Origin of the sequence: Pseudomonas cuatrocienegasensis, from assembly GCF_900110925.1 — a bacterium.
Lineage (GTDB): Bacteria > Pseudomonadota > Gammaproteobacteria > Pseudomonadales > Pseudomonadaceae > Aquipseudomonas > Aquipseudomonas cuatrocienegasensis.
This window is the reverse complement of the sequence record NZ_FOFP01000020.1, coordinates 57,826-81,446: the sequence shown is the minus strand read 5'-3', so window position 1 is coordinate 81,446 and position 23,621 is coordinate 57,826. Positions and strand designations below refer to the sequence as shown.

The window sequence follows — 23,621 nt, the reverse complement described above, 5'->3', positions numbered from 1 at the left end:
AGGCTTTTTCTGCCTAATTGGGTTAAGCGCTTGATCTATCGGCATTCTACCGGGGCAAAACGCTCTTCTCAGGTGCTCAGGCAGTCCACCGTATAGCCGTGCTCGGCACAGCTCTGCAGGCCATGCACATCGGCATCGAACCCCGGAAAACTATCGCTGAATGTTCGGGCAAACTGCAGGTAGTCAATGATCGAGCGGGTCGCGGCAGTGAAGCGCTCGCCGGGCATGATCAGCGGAATGCCGGGCGGGTAAGGCACCAGCATCACTGCAGCAATGCGGCCTTCCAGCGCATCGATCGGCACGGCCTCGACCTCGCCACGCACCAGGTGGTTGTAAGCATCGGCTGGGCGCAACGCCACTTCAGGCAACACCGTATACATGCGTTTCAGCGCCTTGGCGGTCGCGTTGGCGCGATAACAGTCGTGCAGCGCGTTACACAGATCACGCAGGCCCATGCCTTGGTAAACGCGAGCGCCGGCCTGGGCGATGGAGGGCAGCACCTGAGTCAGCGGCAGGTTGGCATCGTAGCTGCGCTTGAACTCCAGCAACTCGGTCAGCAAGGTGCTCCATTTGCCTTTGGTGATGCCCATGGAGAACAGCACCAGGAAGGAATACAGGCCGGTTTTTTCCACCACCAGGCCACGCTCCCAGAGAAACTTGCTGACCACCGCCGCCGGAATGCCGCGCGCATCCAGCCGCCCGCCGGCGGTCAGGCCCGGTGTCACCAGGGTGACCTTGATCGGATCGAGCAGCACATAGTCTTCGGCAATCTCGCCGAAACCATGCCAGTCAGCCTCGGGCTGCAACAGCCAGTCGGCGGTGCTGACGACCTCGCAGCCTTCCACCGCCGGTGGTTGCCAGATGCCGAACCACCAGTCATCAGCAGGAAGATTTTGTCGCAAGTTGGCCAGCGCCCGGCGAAAGCTCAGGGCCTCGTCGAAGGTTTCCTGAATCAGCGAGCGGCCAGCCGGGCCTTCCATCATGGCCGAGGCCACGTCCAGCGAAGCGATGATGCCGTACTGCGGCGAGGTGGAGATGTGCATCATGAAAGCTTCGTTGAAGCGGTCCGGGTCAAGCTTGCGTTGCCCGCCATCCTGCACATGGATCATCGAGGCCTGGCTGAATGCCGCCAGCAACTTGTGCGTGGAGTGGGTGCTGAACACCAGCGGCGCATTGGCGGTGCGCGCCGTGCCCATGCCGTAGCGGCCACTGTAGAACTCGTGGAAGGCCGCGTAGGCGTACCAGGCCTCATCGAAATGCAGCACATCAACGCTGTCGCCTAGGGTCTGCTTGATCAGCTCGGCGTTGTAACAGAGGCCGTCGTAGGTCGAGTTGGTCACCACTACCAGCTTGACCCGTGCCTGGCCCGGGTCGATGCCGCGATCGCGGGCCAGCGGGCTGGCGGCGATCTTGGCCTGGATCGCACCACGGCTGAATTCGGACAGCGGAATCGGCCCGATGATGCCCAGCTCGTTGCGCTCCGGGCACAGATAAAGCGGGATGGCGCCGGTCATGATGATCGAATGCAGGATCGACTTGTGGCAGTTGCGATCCACCAGCACCAGGTCGTCACGGGCGACCATCGAGTGCCAGACGATCTTGTTCGCCGTCGAGGTGCCGTTGATCACAAAATAGGTGTGGTCGGCGCCAAAGTTGCGCGCCGCCCGCGCTTCGGCTTCGGCCAGCGGCCCGGTGTGGTCGAGCAAGGAGCCCAGCTCCGGCACCGATACCGAGAGATCCGAGCGCAGGGTGTTCTCGCCGAAAAACTGGTGAAACGCCTGGCCCACCGGACTCTTGCGATACGCCACACCGCCGCCATGGCCGGGCGTGTGCCAGGAGTAGTTGGACTGCGCGGTGTGCTGCACCAGGGCCTTGAAGAACGGCGGCAGCAGCCCATCCAGGTAATTGCGTGCGGCCCGCGCCACCTGCCGGGCGAGGAACGGCACGGTGTCCTCGAACAGGTAGAGGATGCCGCGTAACTGGTTGAGGTCGATCATCGCCTCGGCCGGCGCGTTCTCGATGGTGACCTGCTCACCAATGGCGAAGATCGGCAGTTGCGGCGCACGCTGGCGAGCGATGCGGATCAACTCGACCATGTCCTGCAGCAGGCGCTTGTCTTCCCCGGCACCTTCGGCGGCGACCAGGATGCAGGCCAGGCCATGGTGCGTCGAAGCGACTATCCGACCTTCCGCGGAACTGCCCGTGGAAAGAATGCTGAAGCCATCCAGCTCCAGCTCCCGGGCAATCGCACGCACGCGATCACCGGCGACCGTGTCGGCCTTGATGTCGCGATGGACGATGAGGACGGGGAATTTGAGGTCTTTATACATGGGCGGGCGCCTGGCTGAGCAGTCGCCTCAGGGTAGAGAGTCCAACGGCAGCGCGTAACCCCCTAAACCCAGCCCCGACAGAAAAGGTCGCACGCGGATAACTCCGCGCACGCCTCAGTTGCCGCGGTTGCCCTGCTCCAGCTGAGTCCAGAGTGCCGGGGCACCGGCGGCCTTTTCGATCACCGCCAGGCGCGCCTGGTGGGCGGCGATTTCCTCGGCCGTAGCCTGGATCACCCGAGTACGCAGGCGCGTTTGCGGCAAGCGGCGAATCGGGCTGGGTGCCTGACGGCCATTGCTGTCACCTTCTGAGCCATCGCCGGCCAGGGACAGGTTGGTCTGCCCGCCGGTCATGGTCAGGTAGACATCGGCGAGAATCTCGGCATCGAGCAAGGCGCCGTGCAGGTCGCGGCCCGAGTTGTCGACGCCATAGCGCTTGCACAGGGCATCCAGGCTGTTGCGCTGCCCTGGGTGGCGCTCACGGGCCATCACCAGCGTATCGAGGATCGAGCAGTGCTCGCTGATATCAGCGCGTTCCTGCTGGCCAAGCAGCGCGAATTCGTTATTGATAAAGCCCACGTCGAAGGGCGCGTTGTGGATGATCAGCTGCGCGTCCTTGATGAACGCGAAGAACTCATCGGCCACGTCCTTGAAGCGCGGCTTGTCGGCGACGAATTCGTTGGTGATGCCATGAACGGCAATCGCGCCCTCGTCGATCTCGCGATCCGGCTGCAGGTAGACATGGAAATGCCGACCGGTGAGACGTCGTCCCATCAGCTCCACGCAGCCGATCTCGATGATGCGATGGCCATCGGTAACCGGCATGCCGGTGGTTTCGGTGTCCAACACGATACTACGCATGTTTCAGGCTCCTGATTTCATCCACGCCACGGTTGGCCAACTGGTCGGCCCGTTCATTGCCGGCATGTCCGGTATGTCCGCGGATCCACTGCCAGGTGACGCTGTGGCGGTTGACCTGCTCGTCGAGCTGGACCCACAGGTCTGCATTCTTCACCGGCTGTTTGGTGGAGGTTTTCCAACCGCGCTTCTTCCAGTTCGGCATCCAGTCCTGAATACCCTGCATGACGTATTGGGAGTCGGTCACCAGGCGTACCTCGCAGGGGCGCTTGAGTTCGGCCAGGGCGCGAATCGCTGCGGTCAGCTCCATGCGGTTGTTGGTGGTCTGGGCCTCACCGCCCCAGAGTTCCTTTTCCACGCCCTTGAACACCAGCAAGGCGCCCCAACCACCCACCCCCGGATTACCTTTGCAGGCGCCGTCGGTGTAAATCTCTACCTGTTCGTTCATGTTCGACATTACGACTCGGAATTGCGTCGGCTGACCTTGGCCACTGGCATCGGTACCAGTTTGCCCATGGGTTCGCGCCGGGGTTGACGCAGTGGCCGCAAGCCGACTACCAGCTTGCGCGCCACCAATAGATAGAAGCCACCGCCCGGCGACTGCCAGGCCTGACCCCAGGCCTCGAGCGGTGCCAGGCGACGTTGCCAGGTGCTCGAAGCAAGCGGCGGACAATAGCACCCGAAACGGCGTTTCTCCAGCGCGAAACCGAGCAGGTGCAACCAGTCACTGACCCGCCCAGGCGCAATGCAGCGCGCCTGCTGCAACGCGTCACAGCTAAACCAGCGCCGCGCACCCCAGGCACTGGCCGGGTTGACCCCAACGATCAGCAAATGGCCGCCCGGGCGTACGCTGCGCGCGGCCTCGCGCAGCAAACCGTGGGGCGACAGGCTGAAATCCAGGCCATGCTGCAGCACCACCACATCGGCCGCATGCTCGACCAGCGGCCAGGCCTGTTCCTCACAAACGATCTCGACCCCGGCAAAAGGCGCCCCCAGGCGCACGCTGCGCTGGATCTGCACCGCTGCGGGAGACGGCGCTGCCGAGGGACCGTAGTGCACCAGATAACCACCAAAGAAACGCGCCAGCTCATCTTCCAGCAGGGCGCGCTCATGCTGCAGCAATAACTGACCATGGGGGCCGTCGAACCACTGGCGCGCCGTTGCGATCAGGCTCAACCAGTCGGCATCGGCCTGGGCAAAGGGTTGGTCGGTCATCATGGGCTCCTGCATAGCCTAGGGGGGCAATGCAGCCTAAGATGCACCTTTGTCATCTGCTTAGCGACCCGGATCATGTTAAAAATCGATGCACTGCCCGCCTTTAGCGATAACTACATCTGGCTGGTACAGGACACCGAGCAGCGCTGCTGCGCCGTCGTCGACCCTGGCGATGCAGCCCCGGTCCTGGCCTGGCTGGCCGCCAACCCCGGTTGGCAACTGCGCGACATCCTGATTACCCACCACCATGCCGACCATGTTGGCGGGGTTGCTGCACTCAAGGCTGCGACGGGCGCACGGGTGTCGGGCCCGGCAAATGAACGCATACCCCAGCGCGATCAGGCCCTGGCCGATGGCGATGCCATCGAAGTCCTTGGCCTGAAGTTTCAGGTTATCGATGTCCCCGGCCACACCCTGGGGCATATCGCCTACTACCAGCCCGACCAGCATTGGCTGTTCTGTGGCGATTCCCTGTTTGCCGCTGGCTGCGGCCGGCTGTTCGAGGGCACGCCTGAGCAGATGCATCGCTCACTCTCCCGCCTGGCGGCCCTGCCGGGCAAGACTGCGGTCTACTGCACCCACGAGTACACCCTCAGCAACCTGCGCTTCGCCTGTGCAGTGGAGCCGGAAAACCCTGCACTGATCCAGCGTCAGCAAGAAGTCATCGCCTGGCGCGAGGCCGGGCAGATCAGCCTGCCGTCGTCCATCGATCTTGAACGTGCGACCAACCCGTTTCTGCGCTGTGAGCAAGCATCCGTTCGTGCGGCAGTAGAAGCTCACAGTGGCCAGGCTGCGGCCAGCGAAACAGGCGTATTCGCCGGTTTACGCGCCTGGAAAGACAACTTCTGAAACCTCGACACCCCCGCAAAAGCCTGGTCAAAACTTGACCAAGACAAGAGTGGTTCCTAGGGTCTGTTCCCGTTTCGTTCGCGGCCGCGCCGGAGCCAGTTTTAGCGCGAGGCAAGGCACGAGATGCGAGGTTTAGCCGGCTAAATGAGCCATCGAGAAACGCAGCATCGCGCTAAAACTGGCCCGGCCCTTCGGGTGGGGCCGCCTAGGTTGCGCGGAAAATCTCGCCATGCGGTGTTGGAGGACTTGGCAAGGGAACAACCATTCCCTGCGTCCTCCGCCTAGCCTGGCGAGATTTTTCGCAGCAACGCGGCTTGCGACGAAACGGGAACAGACCCTAGAATCGCCCGACTTCGATTCGGGACAGCTCTTTTAACCTATGCCTTTTCTCTCGCGTAACTCATTGAAGCAAAAGGCATTTACTCAGGCCTCCCGAACGCTACTGGTGTGCCTGAGTCTGGTTATCGCAGGCTGTCAGAGCAACGCACCACGCCAAGCGAATGAGGGCAAGGCAACCGACATCGCCGTCGGCCTGGAGCGCGAGCCGGAGTGGCTCAGCCTTGAAGCCAAACCCCGTGCGCCGCTCGATATCTGGGAACGGGTGCGCGAGGGTTACCAGCTGCAGGATGAAATCGGCATCAACCCGCGCATCGAACAGCAACGCCTGTGGTTCGTCAGCAACCCTGCCTTCGTCGAAAAAGCCGGTGCGCGCAGCAGTCCTTATATTCACTACATCGTCGAGCGCCTGGAAGAGCGCAATATGCCGATGGAGCTGGCCCTGCTGCCGATGATCGAAAGCGCCTACGACCCCTTCGCCTACTCCCACGCCGATGCCGTCGGGCTGTGGCAATTCATTCCCTCCACCGGTCTCAACTTCAACCTGCGCCAGACCCGTTGGTACGACGGCCGCCGTGACGTAACTGCCTCGACCCAGGCAGCCATGAATTACCTGTCGCGCCTGCACGAGATGTTCAACGGTGACTGGTTGCTCGCCCTGGCGGCCTACAACGCTGGCGAGGGCCGTGTCAGCCGCGCCATCGAGCGCAACCAGAAGCTCGGTTTGCCGACCGATTACTGGAACCTGTCGCTGCCTGCCGAAACCCAGAACTACGTGCCCAAGCTGCTGGCCCTGTCGCAGGTGGTGATGACGCCCAAGGCCTACGGCGTAAGCCTGAGCCCCATCGCCAACGAGCCCTACTTCGAGCAGGTCGCGGTCAATCAACGTATCGATTTGTCCCGCGTCGCCGCCATGGCCGAGCTGGATGAAGATGAGCTGTATCTGCTCAATCCAGCGTTCAAACAGCGCATCACCCTCGACGGCCCACAGCATCTATTGGTGCCCACCGACAAGGCCGAATTGCTCACCGCCAACCTGTCGATGATGAAGCCCCAGAAGCAGGTCGAGTGGCAAACCTATACCGTGCGCGCCGGTGACAGCCTGCACGCCATTGCCAACCGCCATCACCTGACTGTCGCCACGCTCAAGGACATCAACCGTCTGAGCAGCAACAACCTGCGCCTGGGTCAGGTGCTGAATATCCCCGCCGAACCCGGCGGCGCCCAGCAGACCGCCCTGGTCGACAGCGCCGCGTCGCGTGCCGCAGCGCCGAGCACCTACCGCGTGCGCAGCGGCGACAATCTCTGGCAGATCGCCCGCGACAACGAGGTCTCAGTCGCCGACATGCAGCGCTGGAACAACCTCAAGGGCAATAACCTGCGTACCGGCCAAGTGCTGGCCCTGCAGGACAGTGGCAGTGCCCGGCATGCCGATCCGGCCCAGACCCGCGACGGTGTTACCTACTACCGCGTGCGCAAAGGTGACTCGCTGTACCTGATCGCCAAGCGCTTCAATGTGGCACTCGAGCGCCTGCAAAGCTGGAATCCGCGCAGCGGGCACGCGCTCAAGCCAGGTCAATTGCTTACGCTGCGCCTAGCACGCTGATCAATCGCGCCGGGCAAGTGCCTCCAGGCAGCGCCCCGTCAGTTGGGTAAAGCGTTGAAAGGCCACGAACTGCTCATGGCTAAGCGCCCGTCCCGATCGGCGACTGTCGGCGTAGAGCACACCAATCTCACGGGCACCCGCCATCAGCGGCGCGATGAAGAACATGCCCTGGCCGATATGTGCGCGAATCGGCTGGGTTACCAGCTCGTTGAGGTTGTAGGTGGCGGGTATCCCCAGCCACAGCGGTTCACGATTGCGCAGCGCATAGCTGAAGATGTGCGGCAGCTCGCGCTGCTCGGTCGGCAACTCGAACGCCTGCAGCCATGCCTCAGTGCCCTCACCCACGACCTGGCGCGCCCGAAAACAGCGCTGCTGATCCGCCAGCACTACCAGCATCACCCGCTCCAGCCCGGCGCCCTGGTGCAATCCCTTGAGCAGGGTGTCGAGGACCAAGGTCACCGATGCCCGTTTCGACACCATCATGCCCAGGTCTTGCAGCGCCTGTTGCAGCACCTGCAGGTTTGCCATCAGCAGCGGCACCTGGCGCCGTTCCTGCTGTAGACGGATTTGCTCGGGATCGGTGCTGGGAATCAACTCGCCCAGCCGGGCGGCGCCGAAGGTGACCGCCACCTTGACCGCCTCATCGGCACTGGCCAGCACCTGCTGCATCGCCTCCTCCGGCGTTACACCAATGAAGCTGGCCAGTTGCTCGACCAGTTGCGCAACTGCCGGTGACTCCCAGCCCTGCAACGCGGCCTCGCTGATCCGCACCCCCAGACTGACGGACTTGACGGCAGGATCACTGAGGTGCGCGCCATTCTGCGCCAGGCTGGCGATGTCACCCATGTTCCAGCTACGAATCAGCCCCTGGGTCAACTGACGAAAGCTGGTCCCCAGAATCTCTCGGGTAGCGGCATCTGCATTGACGCCTGGCTGCTCCAGCGCCACCGCCAACTGATCCGCCTGGGTCCCGCCGCTGCCCCAGAAGGCCAGCTCGCCCAAGTTGTACAGCAACGCAGCGATGAACACTTCTTCCTGATGCCGGCTCAGTACATACCCGGCAATGGTGCGGGCCTGCACCGCCGCGTGAAAGGAGCGTGCCAGCAACTCGAGCAATTGGTGGCGCGGCGCGCGCGGCAGCAAACCATCGATCAGACTCACCGACATGCCGATCAAGCGTACATTGTCGAAGCCGAGCAAGACGATGGCCCGCGAAATGGTCTTGATCGATTCCTGCGAGGGGTTGTAATAGGCACTGTTGCCGGCACGCAGCACGCGGGTGGTCAGAGCAGCATCGCGCAGCAGCACGTCGGCCAATTGCCGCACCGAGGAGGCTCCCTGGGCTTGCGTAAGGCGATGCAGGTCCTGCACGACCGCGCCGAGCGCCGGCAATTCAGCCTGGTTGATATGGTCTATCCAGGCCTGCAGACCGTGCGTGGTTGTGCTCAAAGAAGACCCCTTGGATTACTTTCCCGCAGTGTAGCCGTTGTCTGCGCGCAATAGCTCGCAGAGCTGGCCTTTTTCCAGCCGATACAAGCTGTTACTGTACGGCGCACGAGGCAAGGGCACTGCCAGTGTGACAACACGGGGGACAGGGCATGAATCCGGCCGCTGCCCCTCGTATACGTTGCTGCCACCGTGCTGCCTATGTGCCAACCCGCTTCCCTAAGCCGCCACGGATCGGATATTGATTTGATACGCCCCCTCCTCCTGCTGATATTCAGCCTGGCTACCAGCCTGCCCGTCGGGGCGACCCTCGTGGAGCGGCATGGTTATGCCCAGTTCGGCGCGCTCAAGTACCCGGCCAGTTTCACCCATTTCGACTGGGTCAACCCCGAAGCCCCCAAAGGCGGCACGCTGCGCATGATGGCAGCTGGGACGTTCGATACCCTCAACCCCTATACCTTCAAGGGCACCAGCCCGGTGGGCACCGCCAACTTTTTGCAGTACGGCGTCACCGAGCTGAATGAACCCTTGATGGCGGGCACCGGCCCCTACGATCCCTCAGGCGATGAGCCGGCCTCCAGCTATGGGCTGATCGCCCGTAGCGTGGAGTACAGCGAGGATCGCAGCTGGGTGGTCTTCAATCTGCGCCCCGAGGCACGCTTTCACGACGGCAAGCCGATCACCGCCTTCGATGTGGCTTTTTCCTACCGCCTCCTGCTCAAGCAAGGCCACCCGCTGTACCGCACCAATCTGCAGGAAGTGAAGCGTGTCGACATTCTCAATCGCCACCGCATCCGCTTCGTCTTCAAGCGTGCCGGTAATCCGCTGCTGATCCTGCGCCTTGGCGAGCTGCCGGTCCTGCCCCAGCATTACTGGAAAGACCGCGATTTCAAGGCCACCACCTTTGAGCCGCCGCTGGGCAGCGGTCCTTATCGCATCACCCAGGTCAGCCCCGGCCGCAGCCTGACCTTCGAGCGCGTCAAGGACTGGTGGGGCGCGAACCTGCCGGTCAACCGGGGCAAGTACAATTTCGACCGGGTCGAGGTGGAGTTCTACCGCGATAGCCATGTTGCCTTCGAGGCGTTCAAGGCTGGCGAGTTCGACGTTTACATCGAGCAGCAAGCAAAAAACTGGGCCAATGGCTATCGCTTTCCGGCGGTGGCACGCGGCGATGTGGTGCAGGCCGAAATCGCTCACCGCATCCCGACCCAGACCCAGGCCCTGTTCATGAACACCCGCCGCACGACCTTTGCCCAGCGCAAGGTCCGCGAGGCATTGGGGCTGATGTTCGACTTCGAGTGGACCAACCGCACCCTGTTCAACGGCGCCTACACGCGGGCGGCCAGCTACTACCCCAACAGTGAGTTCTCCGCCACCGGCAAACCGGAAGGCGCGGAATGGCTCTTGTTGTCGCCTTACCGCAAACAGCTGCCGGGGCGTCTGTTCAATGAAGCCTTCCAGGTGCCCAGGACCGATGGCCGCGGCATCCCGCGGGAAACCTTGCGCCGCGCCTTGGGTCTATTGGCCGAAGCTGGCTGGACGCCCAAAGGCCAGCGCCTGCTCAATGCTCAGGGCGAGCCCCTGCAATTCGAAATTCTGCTGGTCAACCCCAACCTTGAACGCATCCTCCAGCCTTTCACCGAGAACCTGGCGCGCATCGGCATTCAGGCCAATCTGCGCACCATCGACCGGGCTCAGTACAAGCAGCGTCTCGACCAGTTCGACTACGACATGGTGCTGCTGACCTTGCCGCAAACCCTGAGCCCAGGGCTGGAGCAGTCGCTTTACTTTCACTCCAGCCAAGCCTCCGTCAAGGGCGGCAAAAACTACGCAGGTGTCGCCCATCCAGTGGTCGATGCCCTGATCGACAAGTTGCTCTCGGCGCAGACCCGCGATGCGCAAATCGCCGCGACCCGCGCCCTCGACCGCGTGCTGCTGTGGCAGCACTACAGCATTCCCAACTGGTATATCGACTATCACCGCCTGGCGTACCGCAACCGGTTTGCCTTCGTCACCACGCCGCCCTACACCCTGGGCCTGCGCAGCTGGTGGCTGAAACCTACGGAGAACGCACGATGACACGCCCTTTGCGCTTACGCCTGCTCGCAGGTGGCGCTGCCCTGCTGCTCGGTTTCGCGGCCCAGGCCGCGCCCAAGCATGCCCTGACCCTGTACGACGAAGCTCCCAAATACCCGGCCAACTTCCAGCACTTCGACTACGTCAACCCGGATGCGCCCAAGGGCGGAACCTTGCGCCAGGCGGGCTTCGGCGGCTTCGACAGCCTCAACCCGTTTATCAACAAGGGCGTGGCCGCCGACGATATCGGCATGATCTACGACACCCTGACCCGCCACAGCCTGGATGAACCCTTCACCGAGTACGGCCTGCTCGCCGAGAAGATGGAGAAAGCACCGGACAACAGCTGGGTACGCTTCTACCTGCGCCGCGAAGCGCGCTTTCACGATGGTCAGCCGGTTACCGCCGAAGACGTCAAATTCACCTTCGATACCCTGATGAGCAAAGGCGCGCCGATGTACCGTGCCTACTACGCCGATGTCGAGCGGGTCGAGGTCGAAAGCAGCCAGCGCGTGCGCTTTGTTTTCAAGCATGCCGGCAACCGCGAGCTACCGCTGATCCTCGGGCAATTGCCAGTGCTGCCCAAACACTGGTGGGAAACCCGCGATTTCACCCGTGGAAACCTGGAAGTACCCCTGGGTAGCGGCCCGTATCGGGTCGCCGATGTGCAGGCCGGTCGCTCGATTCGCTACCAGCGGGTCGAGGACTGGTGGGGCAAGGACCTACCGGTCAACCGGGGCTTCTACAATTTCGACAACCTGGTGACTGACTACTACCGCGACAACACCGTCGCCCTGGAAGCACTCAAGGCAGGTCAGTTCGACTACTGGCTGGAAACCAGTGCGAAAAACTGGGCGACCGCTTACAACACCAGCGCAGTAGCCAACGGCCAACTTATCAAAGAAGAGATTGAAAACCATAACCCTACAGGCATGCAGGGCTTTATTTTCAACACCCGCCGCCCGGTGTTTCAGGATGCCCGGGTGCGTGAAGCACTGTCACTGCTGTTCGACTTCGAGTGGGCCAACAAGAAGCTATTCAATGGTGCCTACACCCGCACCCACAGCTATTTCGACAACTCCGAACTGGCTTCCAGCGGCCTGCCCGGCGACGACGAACTGAAACTGCTTGAACCCTTGCGCGCACAAGTGCCGCCGCAGGTCTTCGACCAGGCGTTCAGCGTGCCGCAGACCGATGGCAGCGGCATCATCCGCGAGCAACAACGGCGCGCCTACCAACTGCTGCAACAGGCAGGCTGGCGCGTCGACGGCGATCGCATGCTCGATGCCAACGGCCAACCGGTGAGCATCGAGTTCCTGCTCGCACAAACCGAATTCGAACGCGTCCTGCTGCCCTTCAAACGCAACCTGGCAGACCTGGGCATGGAGCTGGTCATTCGCCGCGTAGACGTCTCGCAATACATCAACCGGCTGCGCTCGCGGGATTTCGACCTGATCGTCAGCGGCTTCCCCCAGTCCAACTCGCCGGGCAACGAACAGCGTGAATACTGGCACTCCAGCAGCGCCGACAACCCCGGCAGCCGTAACTTCATCGGGCTGAAGGATCCAGCCGTCGATCAACTCGTCGAAGGCCTGATCAAGGCCGATTCGCGCCAGGAGCTGATTGCCCACACACGGGCTCTAGACCGCGTGCTGCTGTGGGGCCACTACGTGATCCCCAACTGGCACATCAAGACCTGGCGTGTGGCGTACTGGAACCGCTTCGCCCACCCCAAGGTGACACCACAGTACGACATCGGCCTGCATACCTGGTGGCTGCGCGAGCAGCCAGCGGCCACTGACAGCGCCGCACCGGCGAGCACGGAGCACTGAGATGCTGGCGTATATCTTCCGTCGTCTACTCCTGATCATCCCCACCCTGCTGGGCATTCTGATAATCAACTTCATCATCATCCAGGCCGCACCCGGCGGCCCGGTCGAGCAGATGATCGCCAAACTGGAAGGTTTTGATGCCGCCTCAGGCGGTGCCACCGGGCGCGTCTCGGGTGGCGGTGGTGCCGAAGTGGCCGTGGCCGGCTCCAACTACCGCGGCGCCCAGGGCCTGGACCCGGACCTGGTAGCGGAAATTGAAAAGATGTACGGCTTCGACAAATCGGCGCCGGAACGCTTCTGGATCATGCTCACCAGCTATGCCCGGCTGGACTTCGGCGACAGCTTCTTTCGCGACGCCAAGGTCATCGACCTGATCATCGAGAAGATGCCGGTGTCGATCTCCCTGGGGCTGTGGAGCACCTTGATCATGTACCTGGTGTCCATCCCCCTGGGCATCGCCAAGGCTACCCGCCACGGCAGTGCCTTCGATGTCTGGACCAGCTCGGCGATCATCATCGGCTATGCGATCCCGGCGTTCCTGTTCGCTATTCTGCTGATCGTGCTGTTCGCCGGCGGCAGCTATTACGACTGGTTCCCCCTGCGCGGCCTGACCTCGAATAACTTCGACGAACTCAGCCTGGGCGGCAAGATCCTCGACTACTTCTGGCACCTGGCACTGCCGGTGACCGCGCTGGTAATCGGCAACTTCGCCACCCTGACGCTGCTGACCAAAAACAGCTTTCTCGACGAGATCAACAAACAATACGTGACCACCGCCCGGGCCAAAGGCCTGAGCAATAACCGCGTGCTCTACGGCCACGTATTCCGCAACGCCATGCTGCTGATCATCGCCGGCTTTCCGGCGGCCTTTATCGGCATATTCTTCACCGGCTCCCTGCTCATCGAGGTGATCTTCTCCCTCGACGGTTTGGGCCTGATGAGCTTTGAAGCGGCCATCAACCGGGACTATCCGGTGGTGTTCGGCACTCTGTTCATTTTCACCTTGCTGGGACTGATCGTGAAATTGATCGGCGATATCACCTATACCCTGGTCGATCCACGTATCGACTTTGAAAGCCGGGAGGGCTAAGCATGAAACTCTCCCCGCTCAATCAACGACGTTTCGCCCTGTTCAAGGCCCACAAGCGCGGCTGGTGGTCACTGTGGATCTTCCTGGCGCTGTTCTTCGGTACCTTGGGCGCCGAGCTGATCGCCAACGACAAGCCGCTGCTGGTCAAGTACGACAGCGAGTGGTACTTCCCGGTGTTCAAGCGCTACCCGGAAACCACCTTCGGCGGCGAATTCCCGCTGCAGGCCAACTACAAAAGCCCATATATCCAGGAGCTGATCGAACAAAAGGACGGCTGGATGCTCTGGCCGCCTATCCCATTCAGCTACTCGAGCATCAATTACGACCTGGAAGTGCCGGCACCAGCGCCGCCCTCCTCGGTCAACTGGCTGGGGACCGACGACCAGGGCCGTGATGTGTTGGCGCGGGTGATCTACGGCTTCCGTATTTCCGTACTGTTCGCCCTGACCCTGACCCTGTTGAGTTCGGTGATCGGCGTCTTCGCCGGTGCGTTGCAGGGCTTCTACGGCGGCTGGGTGGACCTGGTCGGGCAACGCTTTCTGGAGATCTGGTCCGGGCTGCCGGTGCTTTATCTGCTGATCATTCTCGCCAGCTTCGTGCAACCGAACTTCTGGTGGCTGTTGGGCATCATGCTGCTGTTCTCCTGGATGAGCCTGGTGGATGTGGTGCGCGCCGAGTTCCTCCGTGGACGCAATCTTGAATACGTGCGTGCCGCCCGCGCCCTGGGCATGGACAACGGGGCAATCATGTTTCGCCATATCCTGCCCAACGCCATGGTTTCGACCATGACCTTTATGCCGTTCATCCTCACCGGCGCCATCGGCACCCTGACCGCACTCGACTTTCTCGGCTTCGGCTTGCCGCCCGGCGCACCCTCGCTGGGTGAGCTGGTCGCCCAGGGCAAGTCCAACCTGCAGGCGCCCTGGCTGGGCATCAGCGCTTTTGCCGTGCTGGCCGTAATGCTCAGCCTGCTGGTATTCATCGGCGAAGCCGCCCGCGATGCCTTCGACCCGAGGAAATGACATGAGCGAAGAGAAAGCCCTCATCGAAGTACGCGACCTGGCGGTGGAGTTCGTTACCGGCGAGTCCCGCCAGCGCGTGGTCGAGCACATCAGTTTTGATATTCAGCGTGGCGAAACCCTCGCCCTGGTCGGCGAAAGCGGCTCCGGCAAATCGGTGACCGCCCACTCCATCCTGCGCCTGCTGCCCTACCCCTTGGCGCAGCACCCGGCGGGCAGTATCCACTACGCCGGCCAGGACCTGCTCAAGCTCAATGAAAAGGCCCTGCGCGGTATCCGTGGCAACCGTATTGCCATGGTCTTTCAGGAGCCGATGACCTCGCTCAACCCGCTGCACAACATCGAAAAGCAGATCAATGAGGTGCTGGCCCTGCACAAGGGGTTGTCCGGCAAAGCGGCCACCGCCCGTACCCTGGAGCTGCTCGATCTGGTCGGCATCCCCGAGCCGCACAAACGCCTCAAGGCCTTTCCCCATGAGCTGTCCGGCGGGCAGCGCCAACGGGTGATGATCGCCATGGCCCTGGCCAACGAGCCAGAGCTGCTGATTGCCGACGAGCCGACCACCGCACTGGACGTCACCGTGCAGTTGAAAATCCTCGAGTTGCTCAAGGATTTGCAGGCGCGCTTAGGCATGGCACTGCTGCTGATCAGCCACGACCTCAACCTGGTCAGGCGAATTGCACACCGCGTATGTGTCATGCAGCGCGGAGAGATCGTCGAACAGGCGTCGTGTGAACAATTGTTCCGTGCGCCGCAGCATCCCTATACCCGGGAACTGCTCGGTGCCGAGCCCGATGGCAAGCCGGTGGCAACACCGGCAGGCCCACCCCTGCTGGAGGTCGACGACCTGCGCGTGTGGTTCCCAATCAAAAAAGGGCTACTGCGCCGCACCGTCGACCATGTGAAAGCGGTGGATGGCATCCGCTTCAGCCTGCCCCAGGGGCATACCCTGGGTATCGTCGGCGAAAGCGGCTCTGGTAAATCCACATTGGGGCTGGCCATCCTCAAGCTGCTCGGCAGCCAGGGGGCCATTCGCTTTCAGGGCCAGGAGCTGCAAGGCTTGTCACAACAGCAGGTTCGCCCGCTGCGGCGGCAGATGCAGGTGGTGTTTCAGGACCCATTCGGCAGCCTCAGCCCCCGTATGACAGTGGGCATGATCGTTGGCGAGGGTTTGCGCATCCACGGCATGGGTAATGAAGCCGAGCAGGAACAGGCGATCATCGACGCGCTTTTGGAGGTAGGTCTGGATCCGCAAACGCGGCACCGCTACCCCCACGAGTTTTCGGGTGGGCAACGGCAGCGCATCGCCATTGCCCGCGCCCTGGTGCTGAAACCGGCGCTGATACTGCTGGACGAGCCGACCTCGGCCCTCGATCGCACCGTTCAGCGCCAAGTAGTGGAGTTGCTCCGTACGCTGCAGGCCAAGTACAACCTGACGTACCTGTTCATCAGTCACGACCTGTCAGTCGTCCGTGCGCTGAGCCACCAGTTGATGGTGGTCAAGCAGGGACAGGTGGTCGAACAAGGCCCGGCAGAGGCGATATTCGCAGCACCGCAACATATTTATACGCAGCAGTTGCTGGAAGCCGCTTTCATGGCTCCCGCGGCTACTGACAATACTTAAAGCAGGAAGAGGAAAAGCACATGGGTTTTCTAAGTGGTAAGCGCGTACTGATCGTTGGCGTCGCCAGCAAACTGTCCATCGCCTCCGGTATCGCCGCCGCCATGCACCGTGAAGGTGCCGAGCTGGCCTTTACCTATCAGAATGAAAAGCTCAAAGGCCGTGTCGAAGAGTTCGCCGCTGGCTGGGGCTCGAACGCCGAACTGTGCTTCCCGTGCGATGTGGCCAACGACGCAGAAATCGCCTCGGTATTCGAAGCCCTGGCCAAGAAGTGGGACGGCCTGGACTGCATCGTTCACTCGGTTGGCTTCGCCCCTGGCGACCAGCTCGACGGCGACTTCACCGACGTCACCACCCGTGAAGGCTTCCGCATTGCCCACGACATCAGCGCCTACAGCTTCGTCGCACTGGCCAAGGGCGGTCGTGAGCTGATGAAAGGCCGCAACGGCAGCCTGCTCACCCTCTCCTACCTGGGGGCCGAGCGCACCATGCCCAACTACAACGTCATGGGCATGGCCAAGGCCAGCCTGGAGGCCGGCGTCCGCTACCTGGCTGGCAGCCTCGGCCCGGAAGGTACTCGCGTCAACGCCATCTCTGCCGGCCCGATCCGCACCCTGGCAGCCTCTGGCATCAAGAGCTTCCGCAAGATGCTCGCCGCCAACGAGAAGCAGACCCCGCTGCGCCGTAACGTGACCATCGACGAAGTCGGCAATGCCGGCGCCTTCCTCTGCTCCGACCTGGCGTCGGGCATCAGCGGCGAAATCATGTACGTGGACGGCGGCTTCAACACCACCGCCATGGGCGCGATGGAAGACTAAACGTCTGCCGTTTCACCCTGAACGCCCGGTGCTCAGCACCGGGCGTTTTCGTTTTGGCAGTATCGAATCGCACTTCATGCACATAAAAAAACACCCTGACGAAGGCTCGCCTTCGCAGGGTGTTTTTCGTTAGCCGCTTACGCGGCTTACCTAGGGCCTGAACGCATTAGAAACGCTCAACCTCAGCCTTGTCCTGCAACTGCCGGCGGAAGGACTCGAAGTCCTGCTGGCCGTTGCGCGAGGCCAGGAAGCGAGCATAAGTCGCCTTGTCTTCCTCGCTCAGCGCACCTTCCGGCTCACTCACACCTTTAAGCTGGACCACGACATAGTCGCCGTTGCTCAGAGTAACCCCGGCAAAGGTCGGCTTATCCGCCACTTCTGGCTTGGCCATGCGGAAGACCGCCTGCAACACAGCCGGGTCGACATCGTCCTGGCTGCGCGTGGCCGCTTCAACGACCTGCCAGGACTGCGCCTGCTCGGACGGTGTCTGCCCCTCGCGCAGCGAAGCCAGCAGCGCCTCACCCTCGGCCTTGGCAGCTTCGCTGGCACGCACCTGAGTCAGTTGCGTACGGATGCCGTCAGCCACCTGCTCCAGCGCCAGGCGCTCGGGCATCTTGTGCTCTTTGGCGCGCACGACCAGAACAGTATTGGGGTCGAGTTCGATCACCCCACTGTTGCTGCCATCTTCCAGCACTTCAGGGCTGAAAGCCGCCTGCAGAACCTGACGATTGGCAGTGATGCCTTCGCCGCCTTCACGACCAAAAGCAGGGGTGGTTTTGACCTCCAGGCCAAACTCTTGCGCAGGCTGCGACAGATCCGAAGCTTCGAACGCAGCATCTTCCAGCTGGTTACTCACTTCGACAAAGCGACGCTCGACCTGTTGCGCCTTGAGATCACGCTCCAGCTTGTCCTTCAGGCTCTCAAAGGTCGGCACCTCAGCGCCTTGCACACCCAGCAGCTTGATCAAATGCCAGCCGAACTCACTGCGCACCGGCGCAGAGACTTCGTCAGGCTTGAGGGCATACAGCGCCTCTTCGAACGCTGGATCATAGACACCGGGACCGGCATAACCCAGATCGCCACCGTTGGCAGCCGAACCCGGGTCGTCGGAGAACTCCTTGGCCAGCACGGCGAAGTCTTCGCCTTTCTGCAGGCGTGCCTGGACCTCTTCGATCTTGGCCTTGGCCTGCTCATCGTTCAGCGCATCGCTCACTTCGACCAGAATGTGTGCGGCCTGACGTTGCTCAGAGAGATTACCCACCTCCGTCTCGTAGGCACTGCGCAGGTCTTCGTCGCTGACCTGGACCTGATCGAAGAAAGCGTCTTTCTTCAGCTCGACATACTCCAGCACGACCTGCTCAGGGCTCATGAACTGCGCGGCTTGAGCATCGTAGTAAGCCTTGATGTCGTCATCGCTCAACTGCACGGTCGCTGCGTCAGCTTTTACCGTGAGCAGCGAGAAGTCCCGGGTCTGTTTTTCCAGACGGGCAAAATCAGCGACCTGCGCATCGGTGACGAAACCACTGCCCGCCAGACCTGCGCGCAACTGGCCAATCAGCATTTCTTCCTTGAGCATTTCGCGGAACTGCAGGCGGCTATAGCCCAACTGGCGTATGACCTGGTCGAAACGCTCAGCGCTGAATTTGCCATCGGCCAAGAATTCCGGCGTTTGCAGGATGACCTGGTCCAGAGCTGGCTGAGAAAACGCAAAACCGGCATCGCTGGCACTCTGCAGCAGCAGTTTGCGCTCGATCAGGTTGCCCAGCGCGGCATTACGCAGCAGTCGCTCGTCGAGCTGTGAAGCATCGAAATCCTGCCCCAGCTGCTGCAACAGTTGGCGGCGTTGCATCTCGGTGGCCTGACCCAGTTCGGCGGTCGTAATCTCTTCGCCGTTAACCTTGGCGGCGTTCTGGCTGTTGCTCGTACTGGTAAAAATGGCGTCGACACCGGTCAGCGCCATAAGCGCCACGATGACAGCAATGATGGTCTTGGCAATCCAACCCTGTGAATTGTCCCTGATGTTTTGCAGCATGCGTCCCCCAGAACGACCGCACCATAATCGGCAGTCGTGCAGCGTGGGTAAAATCCGGATAGAAGAAAGGCGCATCCGAGGATGCGCCTTCTCGTAACTGGCGGAGCGGTTGAAGTCTCTGTGTGTGACGTTCAACTGATCGATCGGGTGGTTTCACGCTCTCGATCACCGCACCGCAGTCAGGCCAACATTCATGCTGACCTGAGGGCAATGCCCCAAGACGCTTAGTTAACGGCGTCTTTCAGAGCCTTACCAGCTTTGAAACCTGGGATCTTGGCAGCAGCGATGCTGATCGGATTACCGGTTTGCGGGTTGCGACCAGTGCGTGCAGCACGCTCTTTGACAGCGAAGGTACCGAAACCAACCAGTACAACGGAGTCGCCAGCTTTCAGTGCGCCAGTGACGGATTCAATCACTGCATCCAGCGCGCGGCCAGCAACAGCTTTCGGGATATCAGCAGATGCAGCGATGGCATCGATCAGTTCCGACTTGTTCACTCGTAAGTCCCCTTAATTTCTGTTGAGTTTGTTTCTTGATTTTCTGTGTAAGTAAAAGCGTGCGCTGAGTGGCTACCAGACACATAAGAGCCGCTTTATAACAAGGGCTCTAAAAAGGTGTCAAGGAAGCCCCTCGGCTAATGCGTGCTGATTCGCTCCTTGGAATCAGACTCGCGCTTCTCATCCTGCGCTACCAACTCCGGAGCCGCATCAGGCAAGGGCTCCGGGGCGTATTGCAGCGCAATTTGCAGGACCTCGTCAATCCATTTAACCGGTTTAATCTGCAGGTCTTGCTTAATGTTCTCGGGAATCTCCTTCAAATCACGAACATTCTCTTCCGGAATGATCACGGTTTTGATGCCACCACGGTGAGCGGCCAGGAGTTTTTCCTTGAGTCCACCGATAGCCAGAACCTGGCCGCGCAAGGTGATTTCCCCGGTCATTGCCACGTCTGCACGTACCGGAATCAGAGTCAGGGCCGAAACCAGTGCCGTACACATGCCAACGCCTGCGCTGGGGCCGTCTTTGGGCGTGGCCCCTTCTGGCATGTGAATATGGATGTCGCGCTTCTCGTAGAAGTCGACAGGGATGCCCAGGCTCTTGGCGCGGCTACGCACCACCGTCTGCGCGGCAGTGATCGACTCGACCATCACATCGCCCAGCGATCCGGTCTTGATCAGTTGCCCCTTGCCCGGCACCACGGTCGCCTCGATTGTCAGCAGCTCACCACCGACCTGAGTCCAGGCCAGACCGGTCACTTGACCGATCTGATCTTCCACTTCAGCCAGGCCATAGCGATGCTTGCGCACACCCAGGAAGTGCTCGAGCGCCTCGGCGCTGACCTCGACCTGGAAGCGCTTGTCGCGCACATGCTCCTTCACCACCTTGCGGCACACCTTGGCAATCTGCCGTTCAAGGCTGCGTACGCCCGCCTCACGGGTGTAGTAGCGAATAATGTCGCGGATCGCCCCGTCCTCGAAGCTCAGCTCGCCCTTCTTCAGGCCATTGGCCTGGATCTGCTTGGGCGCCAGGTACTTGATGGCAATATTGATCTTTTCGTCTTCGGTGTAACCCGGCAGGCGGATCACCTCCATACGATCCAGCAAGGCCGCCGGAATATTCATCGAGTTGGCGGTGCAGAGGAACATCACATCGGAAAGGTCGTAGTCGACTTCCAGATAATGGTCGTTGAAGTTGTGGTTCTGCTCCGGATCCAGCACCTCAAGCAGCGCCGAAGCCGGATCGCCGCGCATGTCCTGTCCCATCTTGTCGATTTCATCGAGCAAGAACAGCGGGTTGCGCACACCCACCTTGGTCATCTTTTGAATCAAACGACCCGGCATGGAGCCAATGTAGGTGCGCCGATGGCCACGGATCTCAGCCTCATCACGCACGCCACCCAGAGCCATACGCACGAATTTGCGATTAGTCGCACTGGCGATGGATTCAGCAAGAGAGGTTTTACCCACCCCTGGCGGGCCCACCAGGCAAAGCACCGGCCCACGAATTTTCTTCACCCGCTTTTGCACGGCGAGGTACTCGAGGATGCGGTCCTTGACCTCATCGAGCCCATAGTGATCGGCATCGAGAATCGCCTCGGCGCGCGCCAGATCCAGGCGCACCTTGGTCTGCGCCTTCCACGGTACATTGACCAGCCAATCGATGTAGGACCGCACCACGGTGGCCTCGGCAGACATGGGCGACATCTGCTTGAGCTTGTTCAGCTCAGCCTGGGCCTTGGTGTAGGCATCCTTCGGCAAACCGGCAGCTTCGATGCGCTTTTTCAGCTCATCAAGCTCATTGTGGCCTTCCTCACCGTCGCCGAGTTCTTTCTGAATGGCCTTCATCTGCTCATTCAGGTAGTACTCGCGCTGGCTGCGCTCCATCTGCTTCTTCACCCGCCCGCGGATGCGCTTCTCCACCTGCAGCAGGTCGATTTCCGCATCCAGCAGTGCCAGGACGTGCTCGACACGCGCAGCCAGGTCGGTGATTTCCAGAATTTCCTGCTTCTGCTCGATCTTCAGCGCCATATGAGCCGCCATGGTATCGACCAGACGACTCGGCTCATCAATGCTGTTGAGCGACGAGAGAACCTCAGCCGGGACCTTCTTGCCCAACTGTACATATTGCTCGAACTGGCTGAGCAGACTGCGCACGAATACTTCAGACTCGCGCTCGGCAGCCTCTTGCTCATCAAGCAATTGCACATCGGCGCGGCAGTGGCCATCGACCTCGATAAAACGCTGAATTTCACCGCGTTGCTCGCCCTCGACCAACACCTTGACGGTGCCATCGGGCAGCTTCAGCAACTGCAGTACGGTCGCAACCGTACCGACGCGGTACAGGCCTTCCTCACCCGGATCATCATCGGCAGGGTTTTTCTGGGCGAGCAGCAGAATCTGCTTCTCCCCCGCCATAGCGGCTTCCAGTGCCTCGATGGACTTCTCGCGCCCCACGAACAGGGGAATGACCATGTGCGGATAAACCACGACATCGCGCAGCGGCAGGAGAGGCAATTCGATGGTTGTCTTCATGATTTAGGCTCTGCGACGGGCCATACGGCCGTGAACGGTGGGAGTACCCTTGACCCTAAGATGGGGGTAGCCCAGGTAAAAAACAAGCGGGATCCCGGAAAAACAAAGGGGCCCGAGGGCCCCTTGCTTTCAGCATGTAACACGACACATCAGGCGTCGGGCGCAGCCTTGGCCGGCGGCTCACTGTTTTCATAGATCAACAGCGGCTTGGAGGTGCCCTCGATTACGCTTTCGTCGATCACCACTTTGCTGACATCGGTCTGCGAAGGGATTTCGTACATGGTATCGAGCAGGATGCCCTCGAGGATCGAGCGCAGCCCGCGTGCACCGGTCTTGCGCTCCAATGCCTTGTGGGCGACGGACTTGAGCGCATCCGGGCGGAACTCGAGGTCCACACCTTCCATCTCGAACAGCTTGGCGTACTGCTTGGTCAGTGCGTTCTTCGGCTCGGTGAGAATCTGCACCAGCGCTGCCTCATCCAGCTCATCGAGGGTCGCGATAACCGGCAGACGCCCGACGAACTCGGGAATCAGGCCAAACTTCACCAGATCGTCCGGTTCTACTTCGCGCAGCGATTCACCGATCTTTTTGCCCAGATCGACACTGCGTACCTCGGCGTTGAAGCCAATGCCACCACGGGTCGAGCGACCCTGGATGACTTTCTCCAGGCCAGAGAAAGCACCGCCACAGATGAACAGGATATTGCGCGTATCCACCTGCAGGAACTCCTGCTGCGGATGCTTGCGCCCACCTTGCGGCGGTACCGAAGCGACCGTACCTTCGATCAGCTTGAGCAGCGCCTGCTGCACACCCTCACCGGAGACGTCACGGGTAATCGACGGGTTATCGGACTTGCGGGAAATCTTGTCGATTTCATCGATGTAGACGATGCCCATCTGGGCTTTCTCGACATCGTAATCGCACTTCTGCAACAGTTTCTGGATGATGTTCTCAACGTCCTCACCCACGTAACCAGCCTCGGTGAGGGTGGTGGCGTCGGCGATGGTAAACGGCACATTGAGCAAGCGAGCCAGGGTCTCGGCCAGCAAAGTCTTGCCCGAGCCGGTCGGCCCGATCAGCAGGATGTTGCTCTTGCCCAGCTCGACATCGTCTTTCTTTTCACGCTGATTCAGGCGCTTGTAGTGGTTATAGACCGCGACCGCGAGCACCTTCTTCGCACGCTCCTGGCCGATCACGTACTGATCGAGGATGGTGCTGATTTCCTTGGGTGCAGGCAGTTTGTGCGCGCTGCTCTCGGCCTGGGCTTCCTGCACCTCCTCGCGGATGATGTCGTTGCACAGGTCGACGCACTCGTCGCAGATAAAGACCGAGGGGCCGGCAATCAATTTGCGCACTTCATGCTGGCTTTTGCCGCAGAAGGAGCAATAAAGCAACTTGCCGTTGTCCTCGCCGTTGCGGGTGTCAGTCATTCGATCAATCCAATACCGTAGGCGTGAAACACAAG

At 61.1% G+C, this 23,621-nt stretch carries 17 protein-coding genes; 8 read left to right on the top strand and 9 right to left on the bottom strand.

Annotated features, from left to right (window positions below; all coding sequences use genetic code 11):
* Nucleotides 1-68: 68 nt before the first annotated feature.
* From BMW49_RS21240 to BMW49_RS21225, 4 genes are all read right to left on the bottom strand, one after another.
* Nucleotides 69-2,330, bottom strand: a complete 2,262-nt coding sequence (locus BMW49_RS21240) for an Orn/Lys/Arg family decarboxylase (RefSeq protein ID WP_069519686.1) — start codon at nt 2,328-2,330, stop codon at nt 69-71.
* A 114-nt stretch (nt 2,331-2,444) separates the two neighbouring features.
* Complete coding sequence (gene dnaQ, locus BMW49_RS21235) at nt 2,445-3,188, bottom strand: DNA polymerase III subunit epsilon (protein WP_069519687.1); 744 nt, start codon at nt 3,186-3,188, stop codon at nt 2,445-2,447.
* The gene (rnhA, locus tag BMW49_RS21230) at nt 3,181-3,633 is read right to left on the bottom strand and encodes a ribonuclease HI (RefSeq protein WP_069519744.1); all 453 of its coding nucleotides are present in this window, start codon (nt 3,631-3,633) and stop codon (nt 3,181-3,183) included. Before rnhA ends, dnaQ begins: the two co-directional genes overlap by 8 nt.
* Before the next feature lie 8 nt (nt 3,634-3,641).
* On the bottom strand, nt 3,642-4,400 hold the full coding sequence (locus BMW49_RS21225) for a class I SAM-dependent methyltransferase (RefSeq protein WP_069519688.1): 759 nt from the start codon (nt 4,398-4,400) through the stop codon (nt 3,642-3,644).
* A gap of 75 nt (nt 4,401-4,475) precedes the next feature.
* On the opposite strand from BMW49_RS21225, the gene gloB reads away from it, so the two are divergent.
* Complete coding sequence (gloB, locus tag BMW49_RS21220) at nt 4,476-5,249, top strand: hydroxyacylglutathione hydrolase (RefSeq protein WP_069519689.1); 774 nt, start codon at nt 4,476-4,478, stop codon at nt 5,247-5,249.
* Nucleotides 5,250-5,628: 379 nt separating this feature from the next.
* The gene (locus BMW49_RS21215; RefSeq protein WP_069519690.1) at nt 5,629-7,191 is read left to right on the top strand and encodes a lytic transglycosylase; all 1,563 of its coding nucleotides are present in this window, start codon (nt 5,629-5,631) and stop codon (nt 7,189-7,191) included.
* Here BMW49_RS21215 and BMW49_RS21210 read toward each other — a convergent pair whose 3' ends face one another.
* Nucleotides 7,192-8,640: an HDOD domain-containing protein gene (locus BMW49_RS21210; protein ID WP_244168387.1), complete on the bottom strand. Its 1,449-nt coding sequence runs from the start codon at nt 8,638-8,640 to the stop codon at nt 7,192-7,194. It abuts the gene before it with no gap.
* 246 nt (nt 8,641-8,886) lie between these two features.
* Here BMW49_RS21210 and BMW49_RS21205 point away from each other — a divergent pair, with 246 nt between their 5' ends.
* From BMW49_RS21205 to fabI, 6 genes are read left to right on the top strand one after another with little or no spacing between them, the layout of a single operon-like run.
* Nucleotides 8,887-10,716 (top strand): extracellular solute-binding protein, encoded by a 1,830-nt coding sequence (locus BMW49_RS21205; protein ID WP_069519746.1) that lies wholly within the window; start codon nt 8,887-8,889, stop codon nt 10,714-10,716.
* Nucleotides 10,713-12,545 (top strand): extracellular solute-binding protein, encoded by a 1,833-nt coding sequence (locus BMW49_RS21200; protein WP_069519691.1) that lies wholly within the window; start codon nt 10,713-10,715, stop codon nt 12,543-12,545. Before BMW49_RS21205 ends, BMW49_RS21200 begins: the two co-directional genes overlap by 4 nt.
* Nucleotide 12,546: 1 nt before the next feature.
* Nucleotides 12,547-13,635: a microcin C ABC transporter permease YejB gene (locus BMW49_RS21195; RefSeq protein ID WP_069519692.1), complete on the top strand. Its 1,089-nt coding sequence runs from the start codon at nt 12,547-12,549 to the stop codon at nt 13,633-13,635.
* Nucleotides 13,636-13,637: 2 nt separating this feature from the next.
* Complete coding sequence (locus tag BMW49_RS21190; RefSeq protein ID WP_069519693.1) at nt 13,638-14,657, top strand: ABC transporter permease; 1,020 nt, start codon at nt 13,638-13,640, stop codon at nt 14,655-14,657.
* Between the two features lies 1 nt (nt 14,658).
* The gene (locus BMW49_RS21185) at nt 14,659-16,278 is read left to right on the top strand and encodes an ABC transporter ATP-binding protein (protein ID WP_069519694.1); all 1,620 of its coding nucleotides are present in this window, start codon (nt 14,659-14,661) and stop codon (nt 16,276-16,278) included.
* Between the two features lie 20 nt (nt 16,279-16,298).
* The gene (gene fabI / locus BMW49_RS21180) at nt 16,299-17,093 is read left to right on the top strand and encodes an enoyl-ACP reductase FabI (RefSeq protein ID WP_069519695.1); all 795 of its coding nucleotides are present in this window, start codon (nt 16,299-16,301) and stop codon (nt 17,091-17,093) included.
* Nucleotides 17,094-17,259: 166 nt separating this feature from the next.
* On the opposite strand, the gene BMW49_RS21175 is transcribed toward fabI, so the two are convergent.
* The 4 genes from BMW49_RS21175 to clpX form a co-directional block, all read right to left on the bottom strand.
* Complete coding sequence (locus BMW49_RS21175; protein WP_069519696.1) at nt 17,260-19,125, bottom strand: SurA N-terminal domain-containing protein; 1,866 nt, start codon at nt 19,123-19,125, stop codon at nt 17,260-17,262.
* Between the two features lie 224 nt (nt 19,126-19,349).
* Nucleotides 19,350-19,622, bottom strand: a complete 273-nt coding sequence (gene hupB, locus BMW49_RS21170) for a nucleoid-associated protein HU-beta (RefSeq protein WP_010490206.1) — start codon at nt 19,620-19,622, stop codon at nt 19,350-19,352.
* A gap of 137 nt (nt 19,623-19,759) precedes the next feature.
* The gene (lon, locus tag BMW49_RS21165; RefSeq protein WP_069519697.1) at nt 19,760-22,156 is read right to left on the bottom strand and encodes an endopeptidase La; all 2,397 of its coding nucleotides are present in this window, start codon (nt 22,154-22,156) and stop codon (nt 19,760-19,762) included.
* Nucleotides 22,157-22,305: 149 nt separating this feature from the next.
* Nucleotides 22,306-23,586: an ATP-dependent Clp protease ATP-binding subunit ClpX gene (gene clpX, locus BMW49_RS21160; RefSeq protein ID WP_069519698.1), complete on the bottom strand. Its 1,281-nt coding sequence runs from the start codon at nt 23,584-23,586 to the stop codon at nt 22,306-22,308.
* Between the last annotated feature and the right edge of the window lie 35 nt (nt 23,587-23,621).